General features: G+C 60.0%; 10 protein-coding genes and 3 pseudogenes. 7 read left to right on the top strand and 6 right to left on the bottom strand.

All coding sequences use genetic code 11. The annotated features are described in order from the left end of the window. The first annotated feature begins 26 nt into the window (after window positions 1-26). The gene (locus ABDZ36_RS01105; RefSeq protein WP_211313275.1) at window positions 27-1,739 is read left to right on the top strand and encodes an L-lactate permease; all 1,713 of its coding nucleotides are present in this window, start codon (window positions 27-29) and stop codon (window positions 1,737-1,739) included. A gap of 96 nt (window positions 1,740-1,835) precedes the next feature. Here ABDZ36_RS01105 and ABDZ36_RS01100 read toward each other — a convergent pair whose 3' ends face one another. Next, window positions 1,836-2,348, bottom strand: coding sequence for a winged helix-turn-helix domain-containing protein (locus ABDZ36_RS01100; RefSeq protein ID WP_211313276.1), 513 nt, complete (start codon window positions 2,346-2,348; stop codon window positions 1,836-1,838). A gap of 108 nt (window positions 2,349-2,456) precedes the next feature. Continuing rightward, window positions 2,457-3,164 (bottom strand): annotated as a pseudogene (locus ABDZ36_RS01095) (transcription initiation factor IIB); the annotation flags it as partial. Between the two features lie 610 nt (window positions 3,165-3,774). Here ABDZ36_RS01095 and ABDZ36_RS01090 point away from each other — a divergent pair. From ABDZ36_RS01090 to ABDZ36_RS01075, 4 genes and pseudogenes are all read left to right on the top strand, one after another. Further along, window positions 3,775-4,560, top strand: a pseudogene (locus ABDZ36_RS01090) (IS630 family transposase); the annotation flags it as partial. 791 nt (window positions 4,561-5,351) lie between these two features. Beyond that, entirely contained in the window at window positions 5,352-6,290 is a 939-nt protein-coding gene (locus ABDZ36_RS01085; protein WP_343749160.1) for a hypothetical protein, read from the top strand. Window positions 6,291-6,292: 2 nt separating this feature from the next. Beyond that, window positions 6,293-6,598, top strand: coding sequence for a DUF8156 family protein (locus ABDZ36_RS01080; protein WP_211313277.1), 306 nt, complete (start codon window positions 6,293-6,295; stop codon window positions 6,596-6,598). 2 nt (window positions 6,599-6,600) lie between these two features. After that, entirely contained in the window at window positions 6,601-8,769 is a 2,169-nt protein-coding gene (locus ABDZ36_RS01075; protein WP_211313278.1) for a type B DNA-directed DNA polymerase, read from the top strand. A gap of 139 nt (window positions 8,770-8,908) precedes the next feature. Here ABDZ36_RS01075 and orc4 read toward each other — a convergent pair whose 3' ends face one another. The 3 genes from orc4 to ABDZ36_RS01060 form a co-directional block, all read right to left on the bottom strand. Further along, a complete protein-coding gene (orc4, locus tag ABDZ36_RS01070; protein ID WP_211313279.1) occupies window positions 8,909-10,141 on the bottom strand; it encodes a DNA replication protein Orc4 in 1,233 nt (410 codons plus the stop codon). 826 nt (window positions 10,142-10,967) lie between these two features. Further along, a complete protein-coding gene (locus ABDZ36_RS01065) occupies window positions 10,968-11,615 on the bottom strand; it encodes an HNH endonuclease (protein WP_010904195.1) in 648 nt (215 codons plus the stop codon). Between the two features lie 54 nt (window positions 11,616-11,669). Continuing rightward, complete coding sequence (locus tag ABDZ36_RS01060; protein WP_010904196.1) at window positions 11,670-11,993, bottom strand: DUF6788 family protein; 324 nt, start codon at window positions 11,991-11,993, stop codon at window positions 11,670-11,672. A 138-nt stretch (window positions 11,994-12,131) separates the two neighbouring features. Between ABDZ36_RS01060 and ABDZ36_RS01055 the strand changes: the two genes are divergently transcribed. Next, window positions 12,132-13,055 (top strand): helix-turn-helix transcriptional regulator, encoded by a 924-nt coding sequence (locus ABDZ36_RS01055; protein WP_211313280.1) that lies wholly within the window; start codon window positions 12,132-12,134, stop codon window positions 13,053-13,055. Beyond that, window positions 13,055-13,858: a DUF6036 family nucleotidyltransferase gene (locus ABDZ36_RS01050; protein WP_343749159.1), complete on the top strand. Its 804-nt coding sequence runs from the start codon at window positions 13,055-13,057 to the stop codon at window positions 13,856-13,858. The genes ABDZ36_RS01055 and ABDZ36_RS01050 overlap by 1 nt, the downstream gene beginning before the upstream one ends. An 11-nt stretch (window positions 13,859-13,869) precedes the next feature. Here the strand turns inward: ABDZ36_RS01050 and ABDZ36_RS01045 are convergent. After that, a pseudogene (locus ABDZ36_RS01045) lies at window positions 13,870-14,253 on the bottom strand (hypothetical protein); the annotation flags it as partial. Window positions 14,254-14,479 lie beyond the last annotated feature (226 nt).

Here is a 14,479-nt window from a genome sequence, read left to right as displayed (position 1 = left end):
ACGAAACATAGCCGACATCCGTAACCATGTCAAATGTACTAACATTGGCGCTCGTCGGTGTGGTTCCGATCGGCGTCGCGTTCGTATTGCTCGCTGGACTCCGGTGGTCAGCGGCCCGCGCGATGGGGGTCGGATGGCTGCTCGCGGGCGGAATCGGACTCACGTACTGGAGTATGGAACCAAACTGGCTGCTGGCGTCCGCGATCTATGGTGCGCTGCAGGCCGTGGACATCATCCTTATCGTCTTCGGCGCCATCCTCCTGATGAACTACCTCGAAGGCAGCGGCGCCATCGCCACTATCAGGTGGTACTTCGGGCAGATCGAGGAGGACCGGCGCGTCCAGCTGCTGCTCGTCGGTCTCGGATTTATGACCATCATCGAGGGGGCGGCGGGGTTCGGTACCCCGGGTGCGCTCGCCGCACCGCTGTTTATCGGCCTCGGATTCCCCCCATTGGCCGCTGCGGTGTTCGGGCTCTACTTCAACGCCCCGAACCCGCCGTTCGGTGCCGCCGGCACGCCTGTCATCGGCGGCACCGGTGCCGTCATCAACCCAGCGCTGTCCGGGTCGGTGAGTGTATCCGAGTTCCTCTCGATGGTCTCTGCGTGGACTGGCGTCATCACGGGACTGACGTACGTGTTCTGGGGACTGCTCGGCGTGTTCTTCCTGACGTACTGGTTCGGGAGCGGTGACGGTGAACGCAGCATTGGAGCCGCCATGCGTAGTACTCTCCCCATCGCGCCGTTCGCGCTCGTACTCGGCGTCGTCACTGGTGGCACACAGCTGGTAATCGCGTGGTTCGTCGGGCCTGCACTCCCCGATATCGCCGCGGGGTTCGTGGTGCTCGGCATCGGTCTCCTGCTCGCAAACAACGATATCCTCATCCCTGATGACCAGTGGGATTTCCCCGAGGAATCGACATGGAGCGACACGTGGCTCGGCGGCCTCGATCTTGACGAGGTGTCCCGTGATCAACCCAAACAGGAGATGTCCGTGCTGTTGGCGTGGACACCGTATCTGCTCGTTGCGCTCGCACTGCTCGTCACGCGGTGGCCGGACCTCACCGTCGCCGGCGTCGCTGTCCTTGACTGGATCCAGAGTTTCTCCGTCGGTCTCGATTCGATCCTCGGTACTGAACTTGGATACACCCTTCAGTACCTCTATCTTCCCGGAACGATGCCGTTCATCCCCATCGCGATTCTCACTGGCTTCCTTCACAAGATGGACACCACACAGATGGGGGCAGCGTGGCGACGGTCGATCCAGCAGATCGCTCCGGCCGCCCTCACGCTCATTATCGCCGTCTCGATGACGCAGATAATGATTCAGTCGCAGACGAACACCGCCGATCTCCTCGGCATGATGGAGGCCCTCAGCCGCGCGCTCGCGATGGGCGCCGGCGGCCTACTCCCGCTCATCTCGCCGTGGATCGGCGCTATCGGCTCGTTTATGACGGGGAGCAACACGTCCTCGAACATCCTCTTCAGCGTACTCCAGTACAACGCCGCCGAGACGGTCGGCGTCTCCCGGGTGATCGCCGTCAGCCTGCAGAACGTCGGCGGCGGCCTTGGAAACATGGTCTCGGTGTTGAATGTGGCCGCTATCTGTGGTGTCGTTGGAATCACTGGGCGTGAAGGCGACCTCCTGCGGAAAGCGATCATCCCAATGGCGCTGTTCGCCGTATTCGCCGGCCTGTTCGGGATGCTACTGACGTACGTTCTGGTCCCCGGCCTGTTCTGACCCCGGTCGACAACGTACCGGGGCTCCGCTGCTTCCGGTATAGAAGCGAGATATACGAATAGATCGGTCCGTACTCGCCGGCGCGGTCGTCGTCGTTCATACGACGAGCTGGTGGCTGGCCTCATCGTAGGCGAGTGCGGCTTGCGCGACGGCGAGATTCTGCCGCGTCGTGCGCCATGCCGTGAGATCGTCCCAGCCCTCCGTCTCGTCGGCGTCGAGTTGCTGGGCAAGTTCCTCCGGTGACACCACGTCGTAGCGGTCCTCGTAGCGCCGGATCTCGGTCTTCATCTCCTTGATGCTGTCAAGCAACTCCGGCCGATCGACTTCCTCACGAAGCTCGCGGATCCGGGACATCAAGACCCGGTCGCTGTTTCGCTTGTACAGCGTTGTTTGGCCGTCCTGTTCCGTCTCGGCGAATCCAGAGTTCACGAGTGTCTTGCTGTGTCGACGTGCCGTCGGCTCGCTCACGAGAGCGCGGTCGGCGATCTCGGCCGCTGACTGCCCGTCGTGGGTCTGTTCGACGATTTCGTACACCCGCTCGAACGGCGTGGCGTCGTCTTTCCAGTCCGCTTTGACCTGCTCGTTGACGTCGTCCCACGTCTCAGTCATAGGGGAAGTTACGCATCGGAGAAACAAATAGCTTCCTCAGAAAATTATTCTTTCTTTTACTCACACCTCGATCGGACCACTTGTTCCTCTAACGCCTCCTGATGCGCCCGGACACTCGAGGTCCGAGGCGAGCCGCGGCACGAACATACTGGGGGAGACGGGATCAGCGGGGAGGCCCAGCTCTTCGTTCAGCGTTTTGTACGCGTTCGTGACTCGCGACTCCGCGACGCGCGCCATCTCGCTGACGTCATCCACCAACCGCGAGAGGCCGTTGCACCGGCAGGCCCCGTACACGCTGGCCGCGGCGATGGCCTCGATGGATCTGCCACGAAGCAGATCCTCGTTCTGGGCGCTCCGGAAGAGCTGACACGCCTGGTCGCGGACCGAATCGGAGAGCTCAAGGGCACTCGCCAACCGACGCACCTCGCCCAACCCGTGGGCGAGATTCCGTTCCGCTTTCGACCGCCAGCGACCCCGAGTCTGTTCGCGACGCATCCGCGCGAGTCGCCGCCGCTTCTGCCCAGAGATCTGGTTCCCCTTCGCGTCGGTGCCGCGACCGATTTCCGTCGACAGGCCGTGATCGTGGCGAGCCGCAGTGAGTGGGGCGCCCGTTCGTTCGCACTCCTCGTCGTCGTACGCCCGCCACTCCGGCCCGTGATCGAGACGCTGTTCATCGATGACCAGGCCACAGTCCTCGCAGACCGTTTCGACCGCGTTCGTGGTGACCCGGCCGTCGCACTCGGGACACTGGTTCGCACTCGATTCCGTTCGGACGTCTTCGTCGAATCCGCTCTCGTAGATGTCTCTAGTTGCCATCGTTCTCACCGTGATCGGGGAACCCGCCAGTACAGCGAGCCCCTCACCCATTGAGGGGCAAATAAACGCTATCGAGGACGGAGGCTTCCTCTTCTCTAGGAATAACCAAGAAGTATGTGGGTTATGTAGAGAACACTGACTCGTCGAATAGCTGGCACATTACGTCGATGGATCGGGCACTCCGCATTCGGGCGAACACGTTGACCGGGTTCGTCATCGACAGTTCCATCACATACCCGTCAGGCCGCTGTAGAATGAGGCTCTCGAATCCAGGAGTGAAGAAAAGACGAGAATCGCTCTCCCACGCTTCTCGGCGACTGACTCTGTTGTAGACACGGTTGAGAAACTCAACCAGTTTGTCCTTGTCCTGGACTAACTGTTCTATGCATTCGTCTTTAGCTAATACTCAGAGTAATACTGAATAGCATAGATCTGGAGGTGGATTTTGTTAGAACACGACCGCTATGGGCCGAAAATAGGGCCTCTAAAGAATCTGCATCGTCTACTATCAGTAGTAACAGCGGTTCAGTCGCTATATTCGCCCTAGTATTTCCTCCATACATAATATCTACACGAGATATTACCACTGGTCTTAGCTAAAGACGAATGGGAGATTCAGCACCTCATCAACGAAGAGTTCGATGTCGAGTTCCATCCGAACTATCTGCCACGACTTCTCGATGATCTCGGCCTCTCGTACGCGATTCCGCGTACGGAGAGGCCAGACCGGCCAGAGAACGCTGACGAAATCCTCGACGAACGCGTTGCCGACGCGTTCGCCGAGGATGGTGAAGACGAGCCACACAACAAACAGCCTGAAGATGATAGTGACGAGGAATGGACGCTCGATGATGATGTTCGAACAGATGGCGGAACAACGGTCGGTTTCTTCGACGTTTCGCACCCGCAACCGTGGGATAATTCTCAGCGACTCTATACGGTGAGTGAGCCGACAATTACCCGGCCGCTGGTGAAAATCGATACACCAGCGGCCGGGTTCTATGCACTCAACGGTGAGAGCGTCCTTCAGTTCCCACCGAATCAGGAGAAAGAAGAGATCTGTGCATGTCTCGAAGAGGTTCGCGAGCAGAATCCGGGCGAGCGGATTCTACTCGTCTTGGACAACTTCTCGTCACATATCTGTGCGCACACGCGCAAGCGAGCTCATGAACTTGGGATTGATCTCGTCTTTCTCCCAGTGGGCTCACCGCATCTCAACCCAATCGAGCCAGTCTGGAAGAGTCTCAAATGGGAATCCTCGCCCCTGATCGTGGAGGGCGCGGCTGAATACCGCGCCCTCCTCGATGAGATCTTCACAAAGTTGACCGACCAGCTGAGTTTCGCAGGCTCCTGGATCGAAAATCACCTCGACGGATTCATTCAGAAGTTGCGTTAATCACTACGGCGAAGCCGAACACGAGCGCCCACACGAGGACGGGAATCTGAAGCTTGCCCTCTCGCTCGACCACGCCGAGTTTAGTGATCAACGAAACTTCTGGGTGAACTGGGATGAGGACTCAGTCGAAGAACGGATCTCTACCTTATCTCTGGCACGTGGAGTACCCAAAACTTCTGTGAACTACTATTCCTCGGCGTGCTCTTCGAGGAACTCGGAGGGAAAGAGAGTAGTGAGCCGACGCATAATTCTCGATGAGGAGGCTCTGTTGGACACAGCTACGCCTCCTCATTCCTCCCGAAAAGTAGCCTCGATAAGTCGCTGCTGTCACGCGGTTTCTGGCTTAGCTAAAGACGGATGCTCGCCGAGGGGATGGAGAACAGTTTGAAACGCCTCGTGGTACCGCGAAGTGAGGAATTCCCCGGCAACAACGTGGGCGTTCACGATATTTCGAGTTGGGTGCATTGACTCGTGGTGATCGGGGTTTCGGTGGTCGACGTGGGTTCGTGGATAGCTCATAGAGCACCTCTTCCAACGTGGCGTTGAGCATTAACATTCCGAGCAGTCAGGCTCGAGACTGCAGCTAGGTAGGTTTAACCAACACACCGCTGTCAATACGGCCGGGTGTTGGTTAACACGAAGTACGCTCGATTCAGGAACTATTCTCGGAAATAGGATCCAAACGGAGACAACTCGGGACTGTACCGGGATTGGAGGGGATCACATCGAGTTTCCTGAAACGCGGAAGCGACACGCCGCGGCTTATCGGGAACGCAGACAACTAATCGAGTATGGGAGAACACTCAATGTCGAATCGATTGGCGGTGGACCAGCCGACACGGGGAGCTGACCGCAATCGGTCTCTCGCTGACCAGGCCGATCCGGCTGCGGACGAGATGCTGTTGCCGCAACTCGACGACGGCATCACGCTGCTCGACGTCGAGGGAGGCCGCGGCGTCCCGATCCTGCAGTCGCTCGTGCTCGACCATCTCCTCCTACACGACGGGCCCGCCTTCTGGGTCGACGCAAATGGTCACGCGACGACGACACTCGCCCAGATCGCGCCCAGTCAACGGTTGCTCAACCGAATCCACGTGGCACGCGGATTCACCGCCTACCAGCACTACGGCGCCGTCTGTGATCTCCCGACGGCAGTAAACAAGTCGATCCAGATGTCCACCACCGACGCCAGGGCGGCCGGTCGAGGGGAACCGAGTCGTGACGAGGACACGTCGCCCCACACCCCCGCCCTCATCGTCGCGCCGGCCGTCGACGCCCAGTACAGAGCCGACGATACCCTTGGCGAGAACCACGCAAAAACCCTCCAGGCCCGAACTCTCGCCCGGTTAGCGAACTACGCCGATGGGTACGACATACCGGTGCTCGTTACGCGAAACGAACGAAACGAATTCACCGAGTCAGTCGCGACGGTCGCGGACCACCATCTCGAGTGCGAGCAAACTCGGATGGGCCCACGGGTCGTCGGCGAGGACTTCGAGACGCTCGTCTATCCCGTCGACGACGGCGCGTACTACCAGACGACGTTCGCGTACTGGCGGCAGCTGCTCGCAGCACGCGCCACGCAGGTCGGCGTGGAACCGACGACGTCGGCGCCGTCGACGCCGACTCCGGAGGGTGTCGGGACAGGCGTCACAGCTGACGGTGAGACGGTGGCGGCCACTGCGGACCCCTTGCTCGATGCGTGGACGGCAACCGGCGGAGGGCGATAGCGATGGGGCGCACAAACCCGACGTACCGGGATGCGCTCCGGGCCATCGAAGAGCGCTGGGCCGAGTTCCGCCGGGCACTGCGGCGTCGTGACCAGCCGCGGTTCGATCGACTCTTCGAGTACGCCCGCGAGCACGCCGACGCAAGCGGGCTGTTGAACCACCAGAATCCGCTGCTGCCGGCGCTACTCAGCATCGATCTCGAACAGGAGGCCCGCCTCGACGACCACGAAGAGCGCCTCGAGGAACTCGAAGCCGCGGTCGCAGCACGCGATGACCAGGGGGCCGCTCCATCGGACGCGAACCCGTGACGATGCCGTTCAGTATCGACTTCCTAGACGACGGCCGCGTCCTGGAATGGGAGGCAACTGCCGACGGCGCCGTCGCGACCGAGCGCGATGACTACACTCCGCGCTTCTACGTCGCCGCTCGCGACCCAGCGACCGACCTCGATCTCACGACCCTCCAGTCAGTGTACGACCAGCACCCGGACGTCGTTGCGACCGAGACGGTTGCGCGACGGCCGGGCTTTCGACGAGACGAGGAGGCCGTTCTCGCGGTCGACGTCGCCCACATCGACCGCGTCACCCCCCTCGCCTGGCAGGCACGCCAGCTGTCGGACTATCCAGTCGGGGATCTCGCCTGTTTCAACGTGGACTTTTCGCGAGAGTTCCGGTACTGTCTGGAGACCGGCGCCGATCCGACGCCGGCGAGCGAGCTGTCGACGCTTCGGCTCAGCGTTCCGGTGACCGAAACGAGCAACGACGTCTACGGGGAGCTGTCCGTCGCCGGCGACACCGTCACCGGCTCACCGACGGATATCCTGACCGCCGTCCAGGGGGCGCTCGACGCACACGATCCGGACGTCCTAGTCTGCTCGACGAGCGAAATCGTCCCAACACTACACGAGATGGCGACGGACGCCGACGTCGACGACTTCTCGCTGAGTCGGTGGCCGGACGTCGACTACCAGCAGCTCGCGAGTCGGTCGACGTACTCGAGCTACGGCCGCGTCGGCCACTCGCCGGCGCGGTACAACGTGCCCGGCCGGGCGATTATCGACGAGTCGAACACGTTCTTCTACGGGGAGACGAACCTTGGCGGCGTCCTCGACCTTGTGTCGCGCTCGAAAAAGCCCGTCCAGGAGCTCGCGTGGGCGTCGATCGGGAACGTGCTCACGGCGATCCAGATCTGCGAGGCCCACGACCGCGGCGTCCTCGTGCCGTGGAACTCCTGGCGCCACGAGTTCTACAAACCGATGGGGACGCTCCACGACGCCGACCGCGGCGGCTTCATCTTCGCCCCCGAGGTCGGCCTCCACGAGAACGTCCACGAACTCGACTTCTCCTCGTTGTATCCGAACATCATCTGTACCCGGAATGTCTCACCGGACGTCATCCGGTGTGACTGCCACAGCGACCGCGACGACGTCCCCGGTCTCGGGTACTCGATCTGCGACGACCGGGGCTACCTCGTCGACGTGCTACAGCCGATCATCGACGCTCGCGACGAGATCAAGGCGGCCATCCGTCGTGAGAAGGAACGAGACGACCCCGACGAGGACCGGCTGGCGGAGCTCGAAGGACGGTCGGGAGCGCTAAAGTGGATTCTCGTCGCCTGCTTCGGCTATCAAGGGTTCAGCAACGCGAAATTCGGCCGTATCGAGTGTCACGAGGCGATTAATGCATTCGCTCGCGAGATTCTGCTGACGGCGAAACAGCGGCTGGAAGCTGGCGGCTGGCGCGTCGTCCACGGCATCGTCGACTCCATCTGGGTGACGCCGGACCCTGACGTCGACGACGATGACCGCGAGGACCTCAAGACGCTCGCGACGGAGATCACGGACTGCGTCGAGATTCGGCTCGAACACGAAGCCCATTACGACTGGGTGGCGTTCGTGCCGCAGCGCGAGAGCGACGCCGGCGCGTTGACGAAGTACTTCGGGAAGGTCGCCGGCGACGACGACTTCAAGATCAGAGGTATCGAAGCCCGGCAGCGTTCGACCCCGCCGTTCATCGAGGACGTCCAGCGGGACTGTCTCGACCAGCTCGATGCCACGCGGTCACCGGACACGGTGCTCGGACGGCTCGAACAAGCAATCGACGAACTGCAGGCGGGCAACGTAGCAGTGGAGCGGCTCGTCGAGCGGAACCGTGTCTCGAAGCCGCTGGAAGGCTACTCACAGAATACCCAGAACGTGGCCGCCTTGAAGCGAGCCCGCGAGCAGGACCTAGCAGTCCACCCGGGCCAGGATATCGAGTACGTGGTCGTCGACGACGACAAATCCTCGCGAGACCGGGTCGCCCTCGCCCACGAAGAGATCGAGACCTACGACGCCTCGTACTACGAGACGCAGCTGGTCAGAGCCATCGAGAGCGTGCTTTCACCCCTCGGATGGGACCGATCCGACATTCGCCGGGAGCTCTCCGGTGAGAGGGACGCCGTTTTGAGCTCGTTCGGAGCCACCAACGAACTGTTGTAGTGGACCCCACCCCGGATTTCCGTCGTTTCGATCCAACCCCACGTTTCCGACGTAATTTTCGACCCCCCTCGTTTCCGTCGTTTCCTCACGCCCCACCCCGGATTTCCGTCGTCCGCACCCACTCAGTAGTAGGGGGTCACTACTCGCGAGTCCAGTCCTGCATCCGGCTGTCCTCGAGGATCGTCTCGCGGACGACCTGGGGATCTTCGATGAGTCGGTTCTGGAGGTGGATGCCGCCCACACTCCCCTTGTTGATCTTCTCGATTTCGACAACCCCGAGGAAGGCTTGCTCTTTCAGGATGTCGCGGAACCGGCGGACTGAGAGGATATCCATATCGAGATGGTTGCAGATGCGTTCGTACTGGTCGTACACCCGGCTCGTGAGGAACGAATCGTCGTTGCTGTTGACACTCAGCTCCGTGAGCGCCAGCAACGCCGCCTTCGCCTGCGTGGGTGCGCCGTTCACGAGTTCTCTGAACCGGTCCTTTTCGGCGTGCTGCTGTGCCTGGCGGACGTGTTCCTCCGTCACCTGCTCTGCTCCGGCCTCGTAGGCGACCTCCCCGGCGTGACGAAGAATGTCGATCGCCTTCCGAGCGTCGCCGTGTTCCTGCGCGGCGAAGGCCGCCGAGAGCGGAATCACGTCCTCGGAAAGGACGCCGTCCTGGAAGGCGTCCTCACGATTGAACATGATCTCCCGGAGCTGGTTGGCGTCGTATGGCTTGAAGAACAGCTCCTTGTGCTGGAAGCTGCTTTTCACGCGCTCGTTCACGTTGTCGACGTACTGGATCTTGTTGCTGATCGCGATGACACCGACGCTACAGTCGATTTTTCCCGCCTCCTCAGCGCGCGAGAGCTTCATCAGCACGCTGTCGTCGTTCATCAGATCGATCTCGTCGAGGATGATGATCACAGAATCGAATTGAGCGTCGAGCGTCTTCCAGAGGAGTTTGTAGTATTTCGACGTACTGAGGCCGGTGTGTGGGACGGAGATTCCAGTCGAAGATTCATCGTTCAGCTTCTCGGCAAGTGAGGAGATTGCTTGGGTCTCGGTATTGTCTTCAGCACAGTCGATATACGCTGTTCCAATCTCGACGCCATCCTGAGCGGCATTTTGAGCTCGCTGGCAGACGTGTTTTGAAACGAGGGATTTACCGGTCCCCGTTTTCCCGTAAATCATCACGTTTTCCGGGGAGTACCCGTGGACAGCACCGTTGAGACGTTTCGCGAGCTTCGAGATTTCCTCGTCGCGACCGACGATCCGGTCAGCCTCCGGCACGTGGCCGATTTTCAGGAGATCCTTGTTCGCGAAGATGCGATGCCCGGATTCAAAGAGTGGATCGTCGACAGAACTGGGTGAAGAGTCGGGCGTCATTGAATATCACACGGTGTGAGCGGAGGGAGTATAAATCTAGTGGAGAACACCACCCCACGTTTCCGACGTTCCTTGTCCGATATCAGCCGGAAAATGCCGTAATTCGGTGGAATTGGATTGCTGACAATATAGCCGCGTTTCCGACGTGAGAGAGGAAACCCGTAGACGGAAGCGTCTCCTCGATGTCGAATCCCGAACCCACACACCCCACGTTTCCGTCGTAATCACCGAACAGGTGGGGAGGGGACTCGAAGAAGACATCCACGACGAGATACCAAAGACGAGAGCGGCCTAGCCGTCCAATACTGGCCGTCTACAGAAGCAGCTGGAAAGGATCGTTTCATCTGAGGGGGCGAAGTTAGTAGTTCACAGAAGTTTTGGGTACTCCACGTGCCAGAGATAAGGTAGAGATCCGTTCTTCGACTGAGTCCTCATCCCAGTTCACCCAGAAGTTTCGTTGATCACTAACTTCGCCCCCTCCTTTGTCGAAGTACACTTAATGAACGTTTCTCAGCTATGCCACTTTAATCTATGTGTTGCAGAAGTTAGTTCATCTCTAGATTGGTTCTAGGTCAACATAATTAGTGGTTGCATACCACTATCGTAGCCTCTCCCTACGCCCTCGTGGAGAAACGACGGAAATGCGGGGGGTGTGGTCCCTTCGAAATCAGCGTCACCCCCTCCACCCACATCCAGTTACGACGGAAACGTGGGGTGGGTGTCCTCCCTCATCGAGTTTTACTCGTCCGGGTTGACGGGCCATCCATACTCTGCGGCATCTCGTCGAGTTCTGTCCTGAGCAAGGTATCTTCCTCCGGACCTGTTCTCAGAGCAATTTCGGACGAAGCGGGACGCCTTCCCATCTGGTGTGACAAGGCTCACAGAGCGAGACTAGATTCGATGGATCGTGAGCAGCTTCGACCTCATCCTCATCGAACTCCGCGAACGGCCGAATATGATGTACTCGCGGCGTATATCCGAGCTCGTTTTCGCTACGACCACACCCCTGGCAGGTTCGATTATCTCGCTCTAAGACCTGTTCACGCCGCTCTTTCCATAGCGGTCCATAGTTCGGGGTTGATTCCCAATCGTAGGTAGCTGTCTCCTGCTGCCATTCCCACTGACAGTCCCGACTGCAGAAATGGCGATCAGCTGATTCGATATCGTACTGAATCCGCCCGATTGTCTCGCCGCAGTTTGTACATTCTGTCTGTGGACGATTTTCTATCTGCCATCGTCCCCTACACTCGTTGCTACAGAACTGGTTTGTCTGATCGTCTTTGAGATTCCACTCGTATCGTTTGAAATCCGTCCCACAGTAGTCGCATTGGAGGACGACTCTATTGTCCTTTTGTTCAGACCGCCAATTCCCCTGACACGTCTTATCGCAGAAGTGGTGCTCTGCACGCTCCACTACCGACGGAGGTCTTGAGATTGTCTCACCACAGAAATCACACTCAACTTCGATGGGCATGGGTCGGCCTTTCGCCGCCCATTAGCAACCGGCATCACTGATGAATGTCCGGGGCTATTCGTCCGGGTTGACCGGCCCTTTATATTTGGACTTCACTGAATCGCCCTCCCGCCACTGCCAGTAGTAGTAGCGATTATCGTTGATCTCCTTGATCGTGATCGTCGCTTTGGCAGGAACGTCATCCGGGAGATCGTCCGGTCGCTCTTCGACCTCTTCTTGATCTGCCGACTCCTCGAGACGGGCCTCTCGCTCCTTGTGCTCGGCGAGCGCTTCGGCGTACGTCGCAACGTCTCGGAGCTGCTCCGGGTCCGACTCGTTGAGCGTGTTGACGATCTCCGTCGGGAGGTTCGCCGGTGGGGTCGGGGGTTCGTAGGACATCGGCTACTCTCGTGTTAACCAACACGGCCCACGAATCCATAGTTTTGTTGGTTAAGACGATGGAGACGACTCTCGTGCCTGCTGACTGTAACACTACTCGAAACTTCTTTATATACAAGTTTCGTACTATGTTACACCGTGCTCCGGCGTATCGAACTCGAGGTCCTCGCCACGGTCGACCGCGGCGACACGATCTCCGAACTCGCGACGAAGCTCAACCACAGCGAGAGCTACCTCTCTCGTGCCGTCGCCGACCTCGTCGAAAAGGGACTCGTCTACACGGAACGCGACGGGCGGCGAAAACGAGTCGTTCCGTCGGATGCTCGCGCCGTCGAACTCTACCGCGACCTCGTCCGCCAGCACTCCCATATCGACTTCCCCGAACTGCTGACGGGCAAGGCACTCGAAGTGCTGTACTACCTCGACCAGCCGCGAACCGTCTCCGAAATCGCTGACCGGAGCGACAACTACCGCAACACGGTTAACCGCGTCCTCAAGCGGTTTCGTGACCGTGGTCTCGTCGGGACGGCCGACGGCCACTACGAGTTCAACGCCGACTTCGACCGCCTCCACGAGTTCGCCCGTGAACTCGCACACCATCTACATCGTCAACGCCTCGAAGCCGTCGCCCCGAAGGGCACGATTCTCTGGGAGGACTACGACGAATTCCTCGCCCAGGCTGAGACGGAGATCGACGCGGAGGCGTTCCACGAAACCGGCCTCGCTCGGTTCGCGGCCTTCGACCTCCAGTTCCTGCTCACCGGCCACCGCTACTACGTCTACTCCAAAGACCTCGACGCAGTCTCGCCGGCGGAGCTCTGCTGTCACACGCTGCTGATCGACGACGGCAGTCGCCACCGCTCGTACTGTCTCCTCCTGCTCAGCCACGTCGACGTCGACGAGGCGGACCTCCGAGAGCAGGCGGCGAAGTATGGCCTCGAAGACGAAATCGACGCCTTGCTCCGCTACCTCGAGACGCACGGCGAGGTCGACGACGACCGGCTCCCGGAGTGGGACGAGTTCCAGGAGTTGGCGGCTGACTACGAGGTGCCACTACCATAATGAGACCAACATTCGGACGCGAGTACATCGAGAACGAATTCCAGCGCATCGGGGATGGCCTCTCAGCCCCGCTCACGGTCTACCTGATTGGTGGTGGCGCGATGTCGCTGCGCGACCTCAAGGGGGCGACGAAAGACATCGACCTGGTCGTCCCGGATGGCGACGCATACGGTCAGCTGTGGGCGGTCCTGATGGACCTCGGGTATACGGAGGTTCAATCGCTGGATCCAGATTACCGGGCGCTGGGGGCGACGAGCTGCGTCGAGAACGACGACGGGTGTCGCCTCGACATCTTCAACCAGCAGGTCGCGAACAAGCTCGTGCTCACCGACGGGATGCAAGAGCGCAGCGAGCCGTTCCTCGACACGGATCGACTGACGGTCCGGTTAGTCAGCAACGAGGATATCTTCCTGTTCAAGGCGATCGCCGGCCGCGACGACGACATCGAGGACATGAATATGCTCGTGCAGGCCGGCCTCGATTACGACGTCGTCCGGGCTGAACTCGAAGCCCAGATCGAACGCCTGGGGGACGATCAGTTCGCCACGTTCGCGAACGAGGCGCTGGTCGAACTCGAGGAGCGGTACGGAGTGACCACACCGATCGAGGACCGCGTCCAGGAGCTCACGAACAGGTACTACCGGGGGCTCGAAGTCCTCCAGGCACTCGACGAACCGATGACCGTCGACGAGCTGGCCGCGGAACTGGAGCTGGATTCTGAGGAGGTTCGGGACCGGATCGCGTATCTCTCAACGTTCGACCGGGTCCGTCGGGATGGCGACACAGTCCGTCCCGTGGAGTAGTCCGGTCACGACTACGGAGAGGGAAGGCGGCCGTCTGGTCGGGGAACGCGGCCCCGTTTGATCTCGTGATCGACGCGGCGCAGGTGCTTGCAGCCGCCTTCGGGTGAACGTTGCTGCCAGTCGGGACAGGTACACGATTCGTCGATGACGTCGACTTCGTACCGGTTCCCGGACGCAGACTGTACCTCGTAGCGGCCACCCTTCGAGAGGAGTGAGACGTCCATCGCTTCGGCGACGGCACGCTTCGTGCGGGGCTCAAGATCGTCCTCCGACTGTGCGTTCTCGTCGACGACCAGTCGGTCGCGAACGTCGCCCGTTCGGCCACCGTCGGGAGCGACGGCTTCCGCAGGCCCCCTGAGCCGCTCGTGGAGCACTTCCTCCACTGGGTGGCCTTTAGTGATCAACGAAACTTCTGGGTGAACTGGGATGAGGACTCAGTCGAAGAACGGATCTCTACCTTATCTCTGGCACGTGGAGTACCCAAAACTTCTGTGAACTACTAGCCATCGAGAATCTCGATCCCGGACGAGCAGACCTCAACGGACGTCTCGAACGTAGTGGTTCACAGAAGATTTAGGTGTATTCTGAGTTGGTAGGGCAATGACAGGACGAGAGAAAGAG

It is taken from the genome of Halarchaeum salinum (assembly GCF_039520965.1).
GTDB classification, from domain to species: Archaea; Halobacteriota; Halobacteria; order Halobacteriales; family Halobacteriaceae; genus Halarchaeum; species Halarchaeum salinum.
Note: the sequence above shows the minus strand (reverse complement) of the source record. Positions and strands in the feature narration are given on the sequence as shown.

Excerpts from the sequence above, each read along its gene's own strand:
- ABDZ36_RS01060 (WP_010904196.1), bottom strand. The coding sequence starts at position 11,993 with ATGTCCTACGAACCCCCGACCCCACCGGCGAACCTCCCGACGGAGATC.
- ABDZ36_RS01075 (WP_211313278.1), top strand. The coding sequence starts at position 6,601 with ATGCCGTTCAGTATCGACTTCCTAGACGACGGCCGCGTCCTGGAATGG.
- ABDZ36_RS01085 (WP_343749160.1), top strand. The coding sequence starts at position 5,352 with ATGGGAGAACACTCAATGTCGAATCGATTGGCGGTGGACCAGCCGACA.
- ABDZ36_RS01080 (WP_211313277.1), top strand. The coding sequence starts at position 6,293 with ATGGGGCGCACAAACCCGACGTACCGGGATGCGCTCCGGGCCATCGAA.
- ABDZ36_RS01065 (WP_010904195.1), bottom strand. The coding sequence starts at position 11,615 with ATGCCCATCGAAGTTGAGTGTGATTTCTGTGGTGAGACAATCTCAAGA.
- ABDZ36_RS01105 (WP_211313275.1), top strand. The coding sequence starts at position 27 with ATGTCAAATGTACTAACATTGGCGCTCGTCGGTGTGGTTCCGATCGGC.
- ABDZ36_RS01050 (WP_343749159.1), top strand. The coding sequence starts at position 13,055 with ATGAGACCAACATTCGGACGCGAGTACATCGAGAACGAATTCCAGCGC.
- ABDZ36_RS01100 (WP_211313276.1), bottom strand. The coding sequence starts at position 2,348 with ATGACTGAGACGTGGGACGACGTCAACGAGCAGGTCAAAGCGGACTGG.
- orc4 (WP_211313279.1), bottom strand. The coding sequence starts at position 10,141 with ATGACGCCCGACTCTTCACCCAGTTCTGTCGACGATCCACTCTTTGAA.